The following is a 14,917-nucleotide window of genomic DNA, read 5'->3' on the forward strand; positions in this document are numbered from 1 at the left end:
CCCAGTTTCTCATCCGGCAGCGCACTTCAACTTCCGCCGAGCGTTCAACAATGAGCCGGCGCTAGTAGCCAGTCACCATGATCTGAATCGACTGACAGGCGATTAGACCGCTTTCGGCATGAGTTTCACCTCAGGTGTCGTTCCCGCGAAGGCGGGAACCCAGATCGCGCCACAGCGTGCGCGGTGGGCATGGCGCAGGTAGCGCTGATGAGCGCTCACCCCGCTGTACGCTGTGGACACGCCTGGATTCCCGCCTGCGCGGGAATGACGCGGTGGGGCGCGGCGAGTGGTTCGTCGTGGAACGTGAGCCATCGTGTTTCAACGTGACTGGCTACTAGCGATCTGACCACGATGTCCCGGCTTGCCGTAGCGCTTTTTGCGCACTTTCTGGCAGCGCAGCACCTTGTGGATCTACTTGCCTTGCTGTTGGTCTTGCATGACAGCGACCAATGCGCTGGCCCAGGGCACTTTGGCCCAAGCTACTGCATTCAATGCTTGAATCTAGCATTGTTGAGATGCGGGTGTTTCATTTCCTGTGCCCCTGACTGGGCGGTCAATGAATCAGGGAATTTACCTCATCTCACCCTCTTTCTCCAGACCACTCTGTCATTCACTGACGCTCTGAATCCGCCAAAAAAAATTAACAAACAAAATCAACATATTGCATTTGCATTCAATGCACTCCCTACCCACCCCGCAACCGATTCACCGCCAGCGTCGCCGCTGCCGTTCTGGTCTCCACCCCCAGCTTTTCAAAAATATGCTCCAGGTGTTTGTTCACCGTACGCGGGCTGCCGCCCAGAATCTCGGCGATATCGCGGTTGGTTTTGCCCAGCGTCAGCCAGTGCAGCACTTCGGCTTCGCGTCGGGTCAGCCGAAAGGCACTGATCAGCGCTTCCAGGGTGCTGTCGTCATTTTCTTCGCGCAGCACCACCAGCCATTCTTCGTCGCCGGTCTGGTCGTGGAATGACGCCAGCAGGCGGCAGCCCTGGTGGGTGTGTACCAGCGCCGGGCTGTCCTGGCCGGCGCGGCGGGCGCGTTCGGCTTCGGTGGTCCAGCTGAGCAGACGCGGTGGGGTGTGGTCGCCCACTTCGCCAAAATGGCGCTGCAACAGCTGGCGGGCCAGCGGAGTTTGCCACACCAGCTTGCCGCTGGCGGCGGCGATGGCGACGGTGGCCTGGCCAAAGGCGTCCAGCGCGGTGCGTGCCTGTTTCATCTGCCGGGCGTTGTGCATGTGGGCGGCGATGCGGGCCAGCACTTCCTGCGGGCGCAACGGCTTGGTCACGTAGTCGGCACCGCCGGCGGCAAAGGCGGCCACCACATGCTCGGTTTCGGTCAGCCCGGTCATGAACACCACCGGAATGTGCTGGGTGGCAAAGTCGGCTTTCAGCTGGCGGGCCACTTCAAAGCCGTCCAGGCCGGGCATCACCGCGTCGAGCAAAATCACGTCCGGCAGCGACAGGCGGGCGCGGCTGAGGGCGGATTCGCCGTCGGTGGCCACCAGCACGGTGTAGCCAGCTTCGTCCAGCGCGTCGTAGAGCAGGGCAAGATTCTCCGGGAAGTCGTCCACCACCAGAACAATTTCTTTGCCAGTGCCGTCATTCAGGGTCATGCGGGGCAGTCCTTTCCAGGCCGTGGCGCAGCATGGCTTTCAGTGCATCCAGCCGGAAATGGCGGACATGCTCGCTGGCAACACGGATGAATTCTTCACAATGCGGGGCTTCGCTGGCCAGTTCGTCCAGCGTGCGGCGGATGCCGCGCATATAGCCCAGCGTCACCCCTTCGTTCAGTTGGCGCAGCCAGTGGGCCGGCGGGTAGCGCAGCGGGGCGGCGGGCGGCGGGGGTTCGCTGCGCGGGCGCGGGGCGCTCACCCATTCCAGCTGCAGCGCGCGGCCAATCCAGTCGAGCAGTTCTTCCACCAGAATCGGCTTGAGGATGAAGTCTTCGGGTGGAATGTCCACGTCGTTGTCCTGGCCGCGTTCAAAGGCGTTGGCAGAAATAATGGCAATCCGCGCGTCGCTCAGGCGCTGTGCGCGGATGCGGCGGATGGTTTCCCAGCCGTCCAGGCCAGGCATGGCCAGATCCATGAACACCAGGTGCGGGCGCAGATGCGGCAGCACGGCCAGGCATTCCATGCCGGATTCAACTTGTTCCAGCTCAAAGCCCAGCGGGGCCAGCACGCTGACCAGCAGCTCACGGTCCACTTTTTCGTTATCGACAATCAGGATGCGCCGGCGCACGCCAATATAGCCGATGCGCTGCGCCAGCAAAATGGGCCGGCCTGGGCTGGCTTCGCGCAGTTCGGGCAGGTAGAGCCGGGCGCAAAAGGTGCTGCCCACGCCGGGGGTGCTGCTGACGGTGAGTTCGCCGCCCATCAGGTCGGTGAGCATCTTGCTGATGGTCAGCCCCAGCCCGGAGCCGCTGCCGCGCGCCAGCCGGCCACGCTCGAATGGCTCGAACAGGCGGGTGAGTTCGTCGGCGGCAATGCCGGGGCCGGTGTCGCTGATGTCAAAAATGGCCATTTCGCGCCGGTAGCTCAGGCCAAAGCGCACTTCACCGTGCTCGGTGAATTTCACCGCATTGCCCAGCAGGTTGAGCAGAATCTGGCGCAGGCGCTTTTCGTCGGTTCGCACCACGCCGGGCAGCTCGCCGCTGGGCTGGTAGCTGAAGTGCAGGCCCTTGTTGCGCGCTTGCAGCTCGACCATGCTGACAATCTGGCTGATGAAATCCGGAAACGCCAGCGGGCGGATGTCCAGGGTGAGCTTGCCGCTTTCGATGCGCGCCACGTCGATGGTGCTGTCGATGATCGACAGCAGATGGTCGCCGCTGCGGCGGATCACCTGCACTGCCTGCCGCCGGCTGGGCGGAATGCTTTCGTCAGCGTCCAGAATCTGTGCATAGCCCAGAATGCTGTTCAGCGGCGTGCGCAGTTCGTGGCTGATGGCCGAGATATAGCGGCTTTTGGCCTGATTGGCTTGTTCGGCGGCATGGCGGGCTTTTTGCAGTTGCTCGTCAGTGCGCTGATGCGATTCGATTTCCTGCAGCAGCAGGCCGGTTTGCCGGTTGGATTCTTCCTGTGCCACCTGGCGGCTTTTATGGGTGAGCACCATCCACCAGCCAATAATGCCGCCCACCAGCCACAGCGCGGCAAAAATCCGTGCAAAGCTGGCTTGCAGCAGGCGGGCGTCGCTGCCGGGCGGCAGGTTATGCCACTCCAGGTAGTAAAGCATGCCCATCAGCAGGGCGAGAAACAGACCAATGCCGCTCATCAGCAGCAGATAATGCCCTACCCCGCGCGACAGCATCGGCAGCAGGCGGTTGGGCAGCAGGCGGTGCAGCAGCGCCTGCCACTGGCTGGACAGCCGGGCGTGTGGCTTGCACAGGTCGTCGCAGCGCACATCCAGCGAGCAGCACAGCGAGCAGATTGGCCCCTGATAGGCCGGGCAGTGGCTCATTTCTTCTGGCTCATAGCGCCGTTCGCACACCACGCAATACTGGCGGCCACGCCGGGGGCTGGTTTCTGGACGCGCCAGGTAATAGCGGCCCTGGGTGCGCCAGGCAATCAGCGGCGCGGCCAGCAGCGCCACCAGCAAGGCCACCAGCGGGGCAAAGGGCTGCAAGTCCGCACCAAACAGCCCGAGAAAGCAGCTGACCGACAACAGCGACGCCAGCCCCATCGCGCCGATGCCCACCGGATTGATGTCGTACAGATGGGCACGGCGAAACTCGATGCCCGCCGGACTCAGCCCCAGCGGTTTGTTGATCACCAGGTCGGCCACCACGGCGGCAAACCAGGAAATGGCAATATTGGAATACAGCCCCAGCACCTGGCTGATGGCCTGAAACACCTCCAGCTCCATCAGCAACAGGGCAATCAGGATATTGAACACCATCCACACCACCCGCCCCGGGTGGCTGTGGGTCAGCCGGGCAAAAAAGTTGGACCAGGCCAGCGAGCCGGCATAGGCGTTGGTGACGTTGATTTTCAGCTGGGACACCATGACAAACAGCGCGGTGACCCATACCGCCAGCCAGGGTGTGCTGAACACCTGGGAAAACCCGATCAGATACATCTGGTTGGGGTCCACCGCTTTGTCAGCGGCCACGCCGCTGCCCAGCGCCAGCCAGGCCAGCAATGCTCCGCCCAGCATTTTGGCAATGCCGGGCAGCACCCAGCCCGGCCCGCCCCACAGCACCGCCAGCCACCAGCGCCGCCGCTGGGCTTCGGTGCGCGCCGGCATAAAGCGCAGATAGTCGGCCTGTTCGCCCATCTGGGTAATCAGCGCCACGCCCACGGTGAGTGCTGCGCCAAAGCGGCTGAGGTCAAAACCCGCCGGATACCCGCCCTCGCCGCCATAGGCCCACAGGCCGCGCAGCACATCGGGCTGATGGTAAAACACCACCAGATACGGCAGCAGCAGCAGGCCCAGCCACAGCGGCTGGGTCCATAGCTGCAGGCGGCTGATGGTGGTGATGCCGTGCATCACCAGCGGAATCACCACCAGCGCGCACAGCAGATAGCCCCACGACGGCGGCAGGCCCAGGCTCATTTCCAGCGCATAGGCCATGATGGCGGCTTCCAGCGCAAAGAAAATAAAAGTGAACGACGCGTAAATCAGCGAGGTGATGGTGGAGCCGATATAGCCAAATCCGGCACCCCGGGTCAGCAAGTCCATGTCCACGCCAAAGCGCGCGGCGTACACGCTGATGGGCAGCCCGGCCAGCGCGATGATCAGCCCGGTGGCCAGAATCGCCCAGAAGGCATTGATAAAGCCGGCCTGCACCAGCATGGTGGCACCGATGGCTTCCAGCACCAGAAACGACGACGCGCCGCCAAACGCGGTATTGGCCACCCGCCACACCGACCATTTGCGAAAGCTGCGCGGGGTAAAGCGCAGGGCGTAGTCCTCCAGGGTTTCCCTGGCCACCCAGCTGTTGTAGTCACGGCGCACCTTGACAATGCGCTGGGTGGGCGAGCTGGGCGGGGAAGAATCAGCGGGCGGCATGGCGGTGGCCTGGTAGCGGGTGGTAAGGGGACAAGGCGAGACGCTCGCTCGCCCCCATCAGGAGCCCCCTGAAAAAACCGTTATCCCCGCGCAGGCGGGGATCCAGCGTAGACGTTTTGCCGGAGATGGAGGGCGTCAGAGCCAAACCGGCTACTGGCTGTTGGCTCCATCCGACGAAGACGGGCTGGCTTTCTGCCCGATCCGCCCTTCGTTGCCGGTGAGCAGATTGAGAATGTTTTTTTTGTGGCGCTGAATCAGCAGCAGGGCAATCACCACCGTGGCACCAAAGTACACCCCAGGCCCGCACAGCCAGAAGGCCAGAAACGGCGAAAAGAACGCCGCAACAATCGCCGCCAGCGAGGAAATCTTGGTGGTATACGCCACCAGCGCCCAGATCAGCACCGCGCCCAACGCCAGCAGCGGGTGAAACGCGGCCAGAATGCCCACCCCGGTGGCCACGCCCTTGCCGCCATTGAAGCCAAAGAACAGCGGCCAGATATGGCCAAACAGCACCGCCAGCGCCACCATGCCCACTTCGGGCTCGGCCAGGCCAAAACGCGGCCCCAGCCATTGCGCCAGCATCACCGCCACCCAGCCTTTCAGGCCATCGCCCAGCAGGGTAAGCACCGCAGCGGTTTTTTTACCGGTGCGCAGCACATTGGTGGCCCCCGGATTGCCGGAGCCAAAGGTGCGCGGATCGGCCAGGCCCATCGCCCGGCTGACAATCACCGCAAACGACAGCGAACCAATCAGGTAGGCTGCAACAATAAAGGCTATCGTGGTCATGGTGGATTCAATACAATGTGAAGTTTCGGATTCTACGGCATCCTTGGCTTGCCGCGAAACCGCTATACAGAACCAGCATGGACATCATCTTTTTGCGCGAAGTGCGCGTCGAAACCGTGATTGGCGTTTACGAATGGGAACGCCGCGCACCGCAAACCATCGAGCTCGACCTGGAAATCGGCATTCCCAGCGAGCAACCCTGCCACAGCGACAACATCGGCGATACCATCCACTATGGCGTGGTGGTGGAGCGGGTGCGCGCCCTGCTGGCCGCCGAACATTTCTTGCTGATCGAGGCGCTGGCCGAGCGCATTGCCAAGCTGATCCGAGAAGAATTTGGTGCGCCCTGGGTGAAAGTGGCCGTCACCAAACTGGGCATCCTGCCTGGGGTCAAGCGGGTAGGCGTGATGATCGAACGCGGACACCGGCCACGCTGACAGCTTCAGCACAATCGCGATTGTGCTGAACTCTGCCTATACGAAAATGCGCCGGTGCCCGCCCCCTGGCCCCGGCGCAGCGCCTGCTTACGCCCGCCGCCAGCTGGTGCCGGCAGCGCTGTCTTCCAGCACCACGCCAGCCGCAGCCAGGGCGTCGCGAATGCGGTCGCTTTCCGCCCAGTTCTTGCTGGCGCGGGCGGCGCGACGGGCGTCAATCAGCGCGTCGATGGCCTCATTCGACAAGCCATCGGCGCTGGCTTCGCCTTGCAGGAAGCTGGCCGGGTCGCGTTGCAGCAGGCCCAGCACGCCACCCAGGGTTTTCAGCAGACCGGCCAGCTGTACCGACTGGGTGCGATTGGTTTCTGCCGCCAGCTCAAACAGCACGGCCATGGCTTCCACTGTATTAAAATCGTCGTCCATGGCCGCCTGGAAACGCGCAGCATAAGGATCGGTCCAGTCCAGCGCCACGCTGGCCGGGGCGACGTTCTTCAGCGCGGTATACAGTCGGGTCAGCGCATTGCGGGCGTCGCCCAGATGCACGTCGGAGTAATTGAGCGGGCTGCGGTAGTGGGCGCGCAGGATGAAAAAGCGCACCACTTCGGCGTCAAACTTCTCCAGCACTTCGCGAATGGTGAAAAAATTGCCCAGCGATTTGGACATTTTTTCATCATCCACGCGGATAAAACCGTTGTGCATCCAGTAGTTGACGTAGGCGTGGCCATGCGCGCCTTCACTCTGGGCAATTTCGTTTTCGTGGTGGGGAAACTGCAAGTCAGCGCCGCCGCCATGGATGTCAAAATGGGCACCCAGATGCTGGCAGCTCATCGCCGAGCACTCGATATGCCAGCCAGGACGGCCTTCGCCCCACGGCGAGGCCCACGCCGGCTCACCCGCCTTGGAGGCTTTCCACAGCACAAAGTCCAGCGGGTCGCGTTTGTACGGGTCCACGTCCACCCGCTCGCCGGCGCGCAGGTCTTCCAATGATTTGCCGGACAACTTGCCATAGCCGTCAAACTCACGCACGGCGTAGTACACATCGCCATTGGCTGCCGGGTAAGCCTTACCATTGGCAATCAGCTGGGCAATCAGTGCCAGCATGCCAGGAATATGCTCGGTGGCGCGCGGTTCGATGTCGGGACGGATAATCCCCAACGCGTCGGCATCCTGGTTCATGGCGTCGATAAAGCGCTGGGTCAGCTGGCCGATGGATTCGCCGTTTTCTGCTGCCCGCTTGATGATCTTGTCGTCAATATCGGTGATGTTGCGCACATACGTCACCTCCAGCCCGGCAGCGCGCAGCCAGCGGCTGACCATGTCAAACACCACCATCACCCTGGCGTGGCCCAGGTGGCAGTAGTCATACACGGTCATCCCGCACACATACATGCGGACCTTGCCGGGTTCGATGGGGGTAAACACCTCTTTCTGGCGCGTGAGCGTGTTGTAAAGCGAGAGCATGGACAGTCCTGCGGGCGAGTGCGTAAAAGCGGGCATTGTACCATCAGGCTTGGCGATGATCAGGCGCTGGAGACACGCCCGTGCCGGAACCCACGGACGGGTAGGCTAGTGCCGGGTGTTATCATGGCGGCTTTTCCGATCCGGCTGCCAACCATGACTTCTTTGCCCACCCCACCCCTGCTGAACCTGATTGGCCCCGGCAAGGTGGGCCTGAGCCTGACCCAGGCCTGGCTGGGCTGTGGTGCGATCCGGCTGGGGTCGGTGCTGGCCAGCCAGCCGGCGCATGCCCAGGCAGCGGTGGCCCGGCTGGGTGCCGGTCAGGCGGTCAGTACGCTAGCCGGGGTGGGTGCTGCCGAGCTGACGCTGATTGCCAGCCCGGATGGCCGGATTGCCGACCTGGCCGGGCAGTTGGCCGCCGCTCAAGTGCTGCGCCCCGGCAGCGGCGTCTGGCACGCCAGCGGTGCCCTGGCAGCGGAGCAGCTGGCACCGCTGGCCGAGCAAGGCATCCGGCTGGCCAGCGCCCACCCGGTGATGAGCTTTGCTGACCCAGAACGAGCCCAGGCCAGTTTGCCGGGCATGCCGGTGGCGCTGGAAGGCGACGCCACGCTGTGCCAGCAGTTGGCGCAGCTGTTTGCCCAGCTGGGTGCCCGGCCTTTTACCCTGGCTCCCGGTGCCAAGGCCGGCTACCACGCCGCTTTGTCGATGGCATCCAACTATCTGGTCACCCTGGTGGCGTTGGCCAGCCAGACCCTGCAACAAGCTGGGGTGGCAGCAGAGGCCTGCCCGGACTTGCTGGCGCCGTTGATGCGTCATTCGCTGGATAATGCACTGGCGCTGGGCCCGGCGATGGCGCTGACCGGGCCTATTGTGCGCGGTGATGCGGCAACCGTGGCTGCGCATCTGGCCGTGCTCAATCAGCCGGCATGCCGTCAGGCGTATCTGGCGCTGGGCCAGGCCACGCTTGATCTGGCGGCAGAGCGCTTGCCTGCAGCGGCTCAGCAGGCGGTCAGTGCGGTATTGGCAGCAGCCCAGCGGTGATTCGATAAAAAAACCGGCGGAAAGCAACGCTTCCCACCGGTTGAGTTTTTGTGGGCCAGCGGTTTATGACGCGGCCCGGGCTGACACCGATCAAATATAGTTGAACAGCGTCATGCCCTGGATTTTGGCAAAGCTGCTTTGCGAAGCTTCCAGCGCCACCTTGGCCAGCGACAGCTCGGTGGCTGCGCTAGCCACATCGACATCCTGCAGACGGCTGAGAATCGCTTTATATTGCAGCGAGAAGTTATCACCCACCTCGACCAGCGTATCGGCTTCACGACGGTTGGCACCGATGCGGGCTTCAACGGTCAGCAAGCGGGTTTGCGCGTTGTCGATATTGGCGATCACGTTACCCAGACGATTGGCAAAATCGGTGGAAGTTGCAGGGGTAGCCACATCGCTTTGCAAGACGCGGGACAGATCGTTCAAGGTATCGAAAATGCTGCGGCTTTTACTTGGCTCTAGCGTCAGCACCCCGCCTGCGGTAGGTTTTTCACTGGCGACAGAAAATTTTGCCCCATAGTTGATGTCATAGGGTGCTGGATTGGTGGGGAAATTCAGAGTGATATCTGTGCCGGTCTGAAATTTTGGATAAGACTTGGCAAATGGGCCAAGCGCAGGGTTTCCCGACGCAACTTGCTCAGCGGTTGCGGTATAAAGATCAGAAGCAGCTGCTTGGGTGGCCCCTGATTTTCCGGTAACAAGCGAGGTGTAGCTGACTCCATCAAACAACACCACATCATAGTATTGGTTGAACTCCAGCGCGGTGCCTGCCACACCATCGTCTTCTGAGCCAAACACCACTTCAATTTTTGCGCCAGGCTGGGACAACGATCCCGAGGGCAACGCAAGTGGAGGTGTTGTTTGAGCTTCAAAGGCGGACAAGTTGGTCACGCTACCCAAATCAACCTGAACATTCGACAGGGTACTGCCTGCTCCCAGTTTGAATACGCCATTTCCTTCAGTAATCCGGCCAAAAGCATAATCACCATTTTCGGTCACTGGAACCTGACGGGAACTGGAAATCAGCATTTCCTGCCGGTTGGCATCGCCATTATATTGAACAACGCTGGAGCCTGCTGCCACCGCTGTGCCAAACTGAACCAGCTCACTAAACGGTTTGGTTTGGCTGATGCTGCCGCCAAACAAGGCCTTGCCATTGCCATCCAGAGTGTTGGCGGTACCCAGCAGCTGTTTGTACAAGCCTTCCAGCTCAGAGTTCAGCATTTTGCGGTCATCGTTGGTCAGTGCAGTATTGCCTGCCTTGACCGCCATTTCGCGCACACGCTGCAATAAATCGCCGGCGGATTGCAGCGAAACCTCTGTCAGCGCCAAAGCACTTTCTGCTGATTTGGCATTCTGGTTGAACTGCTGAATACGGCTATCTGCCTGAGTTTGATCCAGAATTTGCGAGGCAGCAACCGGATCATCCGAAGGGGAATTAACCCGGCGCATGCTGGAGAGTTGCTCCTGGGTTTTATTCAGGGCATTCTGCTTGGCCATCATATTGGACAAGTTATTCAGGTACAGCGAATTCGTGCTGACGCGCATGATGGTAACTCCTGAGTATCTGATTAATTCACTGCGTTCAGAATCGAATCAAACAGCGTATTGGCAATTTCGATGCATTTGCTCGATGCCTGATAGGCTTGCTGGAAACGCAGTAAATTGGAGGCTTCTTCATCCAGGTTGACGCCAGAAACCGCTTCACGGGTAAGCGTGGCTTCCTTGAGCGAAGCTGTGGCAGCTTCACCTGCCGCCTGGGCTTCTGCCGTTTTATTGGCCACCAGGCTGACCATCCGGCTGTAAGACCCCACAAACGAGGTGGTCGGATTGCCCCCACCACTACCTTCCATGGTGTTCTGGGTTTGAATGTCGGTCATCTGCAGCATATTGAAGCTGTCAGAAATACCAAATTCTGCCGTGGTTTTCACCCGGATGGTGAAATCGTCTCCCACTTTCGGGGTGCCATCTACTTTGAACTCTACCCCGGCATTTTCTGCTGGGGTGGCATTGGTGACAATCTTGAAGCCACCTGCTGTGGCGTCATTGATCACTACCTTGAAACCTGCTGCCGGGGTGGTGACACTCCAGCCGGTGGCAGTATATTTCAGCCCGATGCTGGGTTGCATCGGAATCATATTGCTGGCGCTGACCGGGCGTTGCCATGCGCTGGAAATAGCCGCTGCCCCCGTATTGGTGGCCGCTGCCTTACCGATGATATTTGACGAAGCAGCCACTTCATTGGGCTGGGTGACATTCACCAGCATGTGCGAAATAGCACCCCGAGTGGGCTGCAGCATGAACGAATCTCCCGCCACAGTGGCTGCGGGAAGCGTCGCAGCAGCCACATTGGCTGCCCGAGTTGCCGCAATCGACCCTGGACCAGGCCCTGCGATAGCTGTGCTGGTTGCGGTCATTTGTGCGGCAGTCATCACATGCCCCAAGGCATTGGCGGCTGCGTAACCGGCTTTTTCTGCTGCGGCAATCGCAGTGGCATTAGCCGGGGATGATGCCTCGGCCAATACTGCGCTCATGGCAGCGGCAGCGGCAGCGGCAGCAGTGGCAGGCACCACACCGGCACCAGTGGCTGCTGCTGCACCTGCTGTCTTGGCCGCTGCGGTTGGGTCACTGACTTCCATCTTGACGCCATCAATCACGATGCCGTTGGCCAGCTGGGTTGCAGTAAAAGTAGTACCCAGCGCAGTACCAGCCAGATCCGTCGGTGACACCAGCACATTGTCTGGCTGGCGCTGAATGCTGAAATTGCCAGGGCTGGTGCAGATCACCTTGTAATCGTTATTGGTCATCTGGCTATAGCCAGTGAGATTGGTGCTGCCCGGCACATAGCTGATTACACTGGCTTGCAGTGTCAGCGTACCAGTATTTTTGGAGTTGGCCGGAATACGCAGGTCTGCGGCAAAGCTTTTGATCGAAAAGAATTCCTGCTGGCTGTCCACTTTGCCAGCGACGGCCTTGCCATTGACGTCCACTCCGAGCAAGTGCTGGGCGTTCATCGACTGGGCAAAACCGATGGCAATCCGGTTCAGGGCATTTTGCGCCACATCCAGCGCATCACGGCGGAAATTCAGCAGCCCACCCAATGCACCACCACTGATTGAGGCGCTGGGAATTTCGAAATAGCCGTTATTTTCCTTGTAGGAAACAGCGGTGCGTTGCGGATCATCACGCGACGGCGTGGCAGCCAACTGCATCGCCAGTTCACCCAGCACCAGACTTTGACCACTGCCAATGAATACGTTGTAGACATTGCCATCCTGCTTGACCACATCAGCCTTGACGTGTTTGTTCAGCTCCAGCACGGCCTGTTCCCGCTGGTCGAGCAAATCATTGGGTACTAGCTGATCACCCAGCGTCAATAGCTGGATTTGCTTGTTCAGCTCGGCAATCTTGTTTGCCTGTGCATTGATGCTGTCTACGGTCAGACGAATACCGGTATTGACCCCTTCACGGATTTCTTCAATCCGGCCATCCATGGTCTGCATCCGGGTGAGCAGCGCTTCTGACTGGTTGACCACAGCCTGGCGAGCCGGAATGCTGGCAGGCATGTTTGGCTGGGTCAGAACCTGCAGTGACTCAAAAAAACTTTGCAAGGCGGGAGTAATGCCCACGGCAGGATCGGCAATAATCTGGTCAAGTTGATCAAGCTGGGCTTCCTGAGTGGAATAGTAGCTTTCCATCGCCGTATTGGCCTGAACCACTTTTTCCAGATGGGCATCGTATACCCGGCTGATGGAAGTAGTTTGCACCCCATTACCGATATAGCCAGCACCACTATAGTTGGCCAAGTTGGAAGCTTGAGTATTCGTTTGACGGTGATACCCAGCTGTGTTGACGCCACTGATGTTATGACTGGTCGTGGTCAGTGAGGTACGTGCGGCATTCAGGCCACTGAGAGCAATTCCGAAAATACCTGACATAATAAATCCCCTTGTATCTTGCTGGTATCGACCGTCAGACGATCAACTTGATGTTCATTCCCGACTCGCGCTAGCTGGCAGATTTACCGGCCAGCTGCGACAGCTTGGCTGCGTAGTTGGGGTCGGTCGCGTAACCCCCACGCGCCAGGCCCTTGGCAAAACCCACCGCATCCGAGCCCTGATTGAGGGCTCCCTGATAACGCGGGTTGTTCTTGATCAGTTTGGCGTAATCAGCCAGCGCTTCCTGATAGTTGTCGTAGGCGCGGAAGCGTTCTACCCGCTTTTGCGGCGCGCCATCAACGTATTCGGTGGTCAGGATGTCAACTGTCTTGCCCTTCCAGCTGGAGCCGGCCTTGATGCTGAACAGGTTATGGCTGTCCGAGCCATCCGCGTGACGGATGGGCTTTTTGCCCCAGCCACTTTCCAGTGCGGCATGCGCCACCACCAGTTGTGGCGCAACCCCAAGCTCCTGCGCCGCCTGCTGGGCATGTGGCAACAAGGAGCGGCTGAATTCTGCCGGTGAAGTTGCCGATACCGGGCTGTTGCTGCCGGCAACGGCGGTGTTGTCCATCCTGACTTTGGGTTCGGCCAGTTTGGCCAGCGCGCCTTCCAGAGCAGAACGCACTCTGGGGTTGGCGCTGCTCCATGCCTGTTGCGGCATGGGCAGCGGCTGGTTTTCCATATCGCGCACCTGCCCGCCGATGGCGCGGCCAGCATCTGCACCCATGTCCACCCCTGCAGCCTTACCTAACTGCTGTTCCAGTGCAGCCGCCAAACCGGTGCCCCGGCCACTGCCAGACAGTTGCTGGACCAGTTGCTGGTCAAACATGCCCTGGTAGGTATCCAGCGCATTGCTGTCTTCCTCACCATCAAACGACGTTTGCCGCATGCTCTTCATCAGGATATTGAGGAACATTGCCTCAAATTGCCCGGCCACCTGCTTGATGGCATTTTTGGGATCCTGCTTGGCCGAAGTTTTCAGGCTTTCAACCGCGTTGAGATCCAGCACATAACTTTGCGAGAGATCATTCGGCGTGGTTGCCGCACGTGAGTTTACTTGCATGAAGCCATTTCCTGAGCAGAGTTCCGGTACGTTACAGCAAGTAACATGCCAGACGTTTGGGTTAATGTCATCAGATCACTTGCAGGTCTGCCTTGAGCGAACCCGCTGCTTTCATTGCCTGCAAAATCGCCAGCAAATCCTGCGGCGTGGCACCGACTGCATTCAAGGCCTTGACGATTTGCGACAGATTACTGCCTTTAGGCACGCTGACCAGCTTGCCGCCATCCTGGTTGATCTGAATATCAGCCTGGTTGGTCACCGTGGTCTGGCCGTTGGACAGCGCGTTGGGCTGGCTGACGCTTGGCGTATTGGTTACGGTAACGGACAGGTTGCCATGGGCAATTGCGCACGGCTCAACCGTCACGGCCTGGTTCATCACGATGGAACCGGTGCGGGCATTCAGGATGACGGTAGGGGACATATCTGCCGTGGTGACGGCAATATTTTCCATCTTGGCCAGAAACTGCACACGCTGGTTGGGGTCTTGCGGGGCAGCCACTTCAATCACCCGACCATCCACCGCCCGGGCGGTATTCGGGCCAAATGCGGTGTTGATTGCCTGCACCACGCGATTGGCGGTGGTGAAGCTGGCTTCGTTCAGCTCCAGGCTGACCGATGAGCCATTGCCCACCACGGTGGGTACTTCGCGTTCCACCGTGGCCCCGCCCGGCACCCGCCCGGCGTTGAGCTGATTGATCTGCGCCTTGCTGCCGCCAGCCTGGGCACCCGCGCCGGCAATCACCACATTACCCTGCGCCATGGCATAGATCTGCCCGTCCGCGCCCTTGAGTGGCGTCATCAGCAGAGTGCCGCCACGCAGGTTTTTGGCATCGCCAATCGACGAGACGGTGACGTCCACATTTTGCCCTGGCTTGGAAAACGGCGGCAGCGAGGCGGTCACCATCACTGCGGCAACGTTTTTCGGGTCGATCTTGGTTCCGGCAGGCACTTGCACGCCCAGTTGGGTGAGCATATTGGACATGCTCTGGCTGGTGAACGGATTGGATGAAGCCTTGTCACCGCTGCCATCCAGGCCAACGATCAGGCCATAGCCCACCAGTTGGTTGGTCCGAACCCCGGACAGCGAGGCAATATCCTTGATCCGTTGTGCCGACCAGGCCGACAGGCTAAACAGCACAAGACCGATTGCAAACAGCCATTTTTTCATTGATATAACGCCTTGAAAAC

10 protein-coding genes are annotated in these 14,917 nt (G+C 60.1%); 2 read left to right on the top strand and 8 right to left on the bottom strand.

Translation table 11 applies throughout. The features are described from left to right. Positions 1-685: 685 nt before the first annotated feature. The 3 genes from BXU06_RS09615 to plsY form a co-directional block, all read right to left on the bottom strand. Positions 686-1,612, bottom strand: coding sequence for a DNA-binding response regulator (locus tag BXU06_RS09615; protein ID WP_077299006.1), 927 nt, complete (start codon positions 1,610-1,612; stop codon positions 686-688). Beyond that, positions 1,599-5,006, bottom strand: coding sequence for an ATP-binding protein (locus tag BXU06_RS09620; RefSeq protein ID WP_077299008.1), 3,408 nt, complete (start codon positions 5,004-5,006; stop codon positions 1,599-1,601). The genes BXU06_RS09615 and BXU06_RS09620 overlap by 14 nt, the downstream gene beginning before the upstream one ends. Positions 5,007-5,156: 150 nt before the next feature. Then, positions 5,157-5,792, bottom strand: coding sequence for a glycerol-3-phosphate 1-O-acyltransferase PlsY (plsY, locus tag BXU06_RS09625; RefSeq protein WP_077299010.1), 636 nt, complete (start codon positions 5,790-5,792; stop codon positions 5,157-5,159). A gap of 77 nt (positions 5,793-5,869) precedes the next feature. On the opposite strand from plsY, the gene folB reads away from it, so the two are divergent. Then, positions 5,870-6,229: a dihydroneopterin aldolase gene (folB, locus tag BXU06_RS09630; protein WP_077299012.1), complete on the top strand. Its 360-nt coding sequence runs from the start codon at positions 5,870-5,872 to the stop codon at positions 6,227-6,229. A gap of 87 nt (positions 6,230-6,316) precedes the next feature. On the opposite strand, the gene cysS is transcribed toward folB, so the two are convergent. Next, positions 6,317-7,687, bottom strand: a complete 1,371-nt coding sequence (cysS, locus tag BXU06_RS09635) for a cysteine--tRNA ligase (protein WP_077299014.1) — start codon at positions 7,685-7,687, stop codon at positions 6,317-6,319. A gap of 153 nt (positions 7,688-7,840) precedes the next feature. Between cysS and BXU06_RS09640 the strand changes: the two genes are divergently transcribed. Further along, positions 7,841-8,725, top strand: coding sequence for a Rossmann-like and DUF2520 domain-containing protein (locus tag BXU06_RS09640; RefSeq protein ID WP_077302796.1), 885 nt, complete (start codon positions 7,841-7,843; stop codon positions 8,723-8,725). Between the two features lie 90 nt (positions 8,726-8,815). Here BXU06_RS09640 and flgL read toward each other — a convergent pair whose 3' ends face one another. The 4 genes from flgL to BXU06_RS09660 form a co-directional block, all read right to left on the bottom strand. Beyond that, complete coding sequence (flgL, locus tag BXU06_RS09645) at positions 8,816-10,276, bottom strand: flagellar hook-associated protein FlgL (RefSeq protein WP_077299016.1); 1,461 nt, start codon at positions 10,274-10,276, stop codon at positions 8,816-8,818. Positions 10,277-10,299: 23 nt separating this feature from the next. After that, entirely contained in the window at positions 10,300-12,666 is a 2,367-nt protein-coding gene (gene flgK, locus BXU06_RS09650) for a flagellar hook-associated protein FlgK (protein WP_077299018.1), read from the bottom strand. Between the two features lie 70 nt (positions 12,667-12,736). Continuing rightward, positions 12,737-13,729, bottom strand: coding sequence for a flagellar assembly peptidoglycan hydrolase FlgJ (gene flgJ, locus BXU06_RS09655; protein WP_077299020.1), 993 nt, complete (start codon positions 13,727-13,729; stop codon positions 12,737-12,739). A gap of 70 nt (positions 13,730-13,799) precedes the next feature. Next, positions 13,800-14,897 (bottom strand): flagellar basal body P-ring protein FlgI, encoded by a 1,098-nt coding sequence (locus tag BXU06_RS09660; RefSeq protein ID WP_077299022.1) that lies wholly within the window; start codon positions 14,895-14,897, stop codon positions 13,800-13,802. Positions 14,898-14,917 lie beyond the last annotated feature (20 nt).

The organism is Aquaspirillum sp. LM1 (assembly GCF_002002905.1).
GTDB lineage: Bacteria > Pseudomonadota > Gammaproteobacteria > Burkholderiales > Aquaspirillaceae > Rivihabitans.

Bases quoted from the DNA above. Each gene is read 5' to 3' on its own strand.
- flgJ (WP_077299020.1), bottom strand. From the start codon at position 13,729: ATGCAAGTAAACTCACGTGCGGCAACCACGCCGAATGATCTCTCGCAA.
- BXU06_RS09620 (WP_077299008.1), bottom strand. From the start codon at position 5,006: ATGCCGCCCGCTGATTCTTCCCCGCCCAGCTCGCCCACCCAGCGCATT.
- flgK (WP_077299018.1), bottom strand. From the start codon at position 12,666: ATGTCAGGTATTTTCGGAATTGCTCTCAGTGGCCTGAATGCCGCACGT.
- folB (WP_077299012.1), top strand. From the start codon at position 5,870: ATGGACATCATCTTTTTGCGCGAAGTGCGCGTCGAAACCGTGATTGGC.
- BXU06_RS09615 (WP_077299006.1), bottom strand. From the start codon at position 1,612: ATGACCCTGAATGACGGCACTGGCAAAGAAATTGTTCTGGTGGTGGAC.
- cysS (WP_077299014.1), bottom strand. From the start codon at position 7,687: ATGCTCTCGCTTTACAACACGCTCACGCGCCAGAAAGAGGTGTTTACC.
- plsY (WP_077299010.1), bottom strand. From the start codon at position 5,792: ATGACCACGATAGCCTTTATTGTTGCAGCCTACCTGATTGGTTCGCTG.
- flgL (WP_077299016.1), bottom strand. From the start codon at position 10,276: ATGCGCGTCAGCACGAATTCGCTGTACCTGAATAACTTGTCCAATATG.
- BXU06_RS09640 (WP_077302796.1), top strand. From the start codon at position 7,841: ATGACTTCTTTGCCCACCCCACCCCTGCTGAACCTGATTGGCCCCGGC.
- BXU06_RS09660 (WP_077299022.1), bottom strand. From the start codon at position 14,897: ATGAAAAAATGGCTGTTTGCAATCGGTCTTGTGCTGTTTAGCCTGTCG.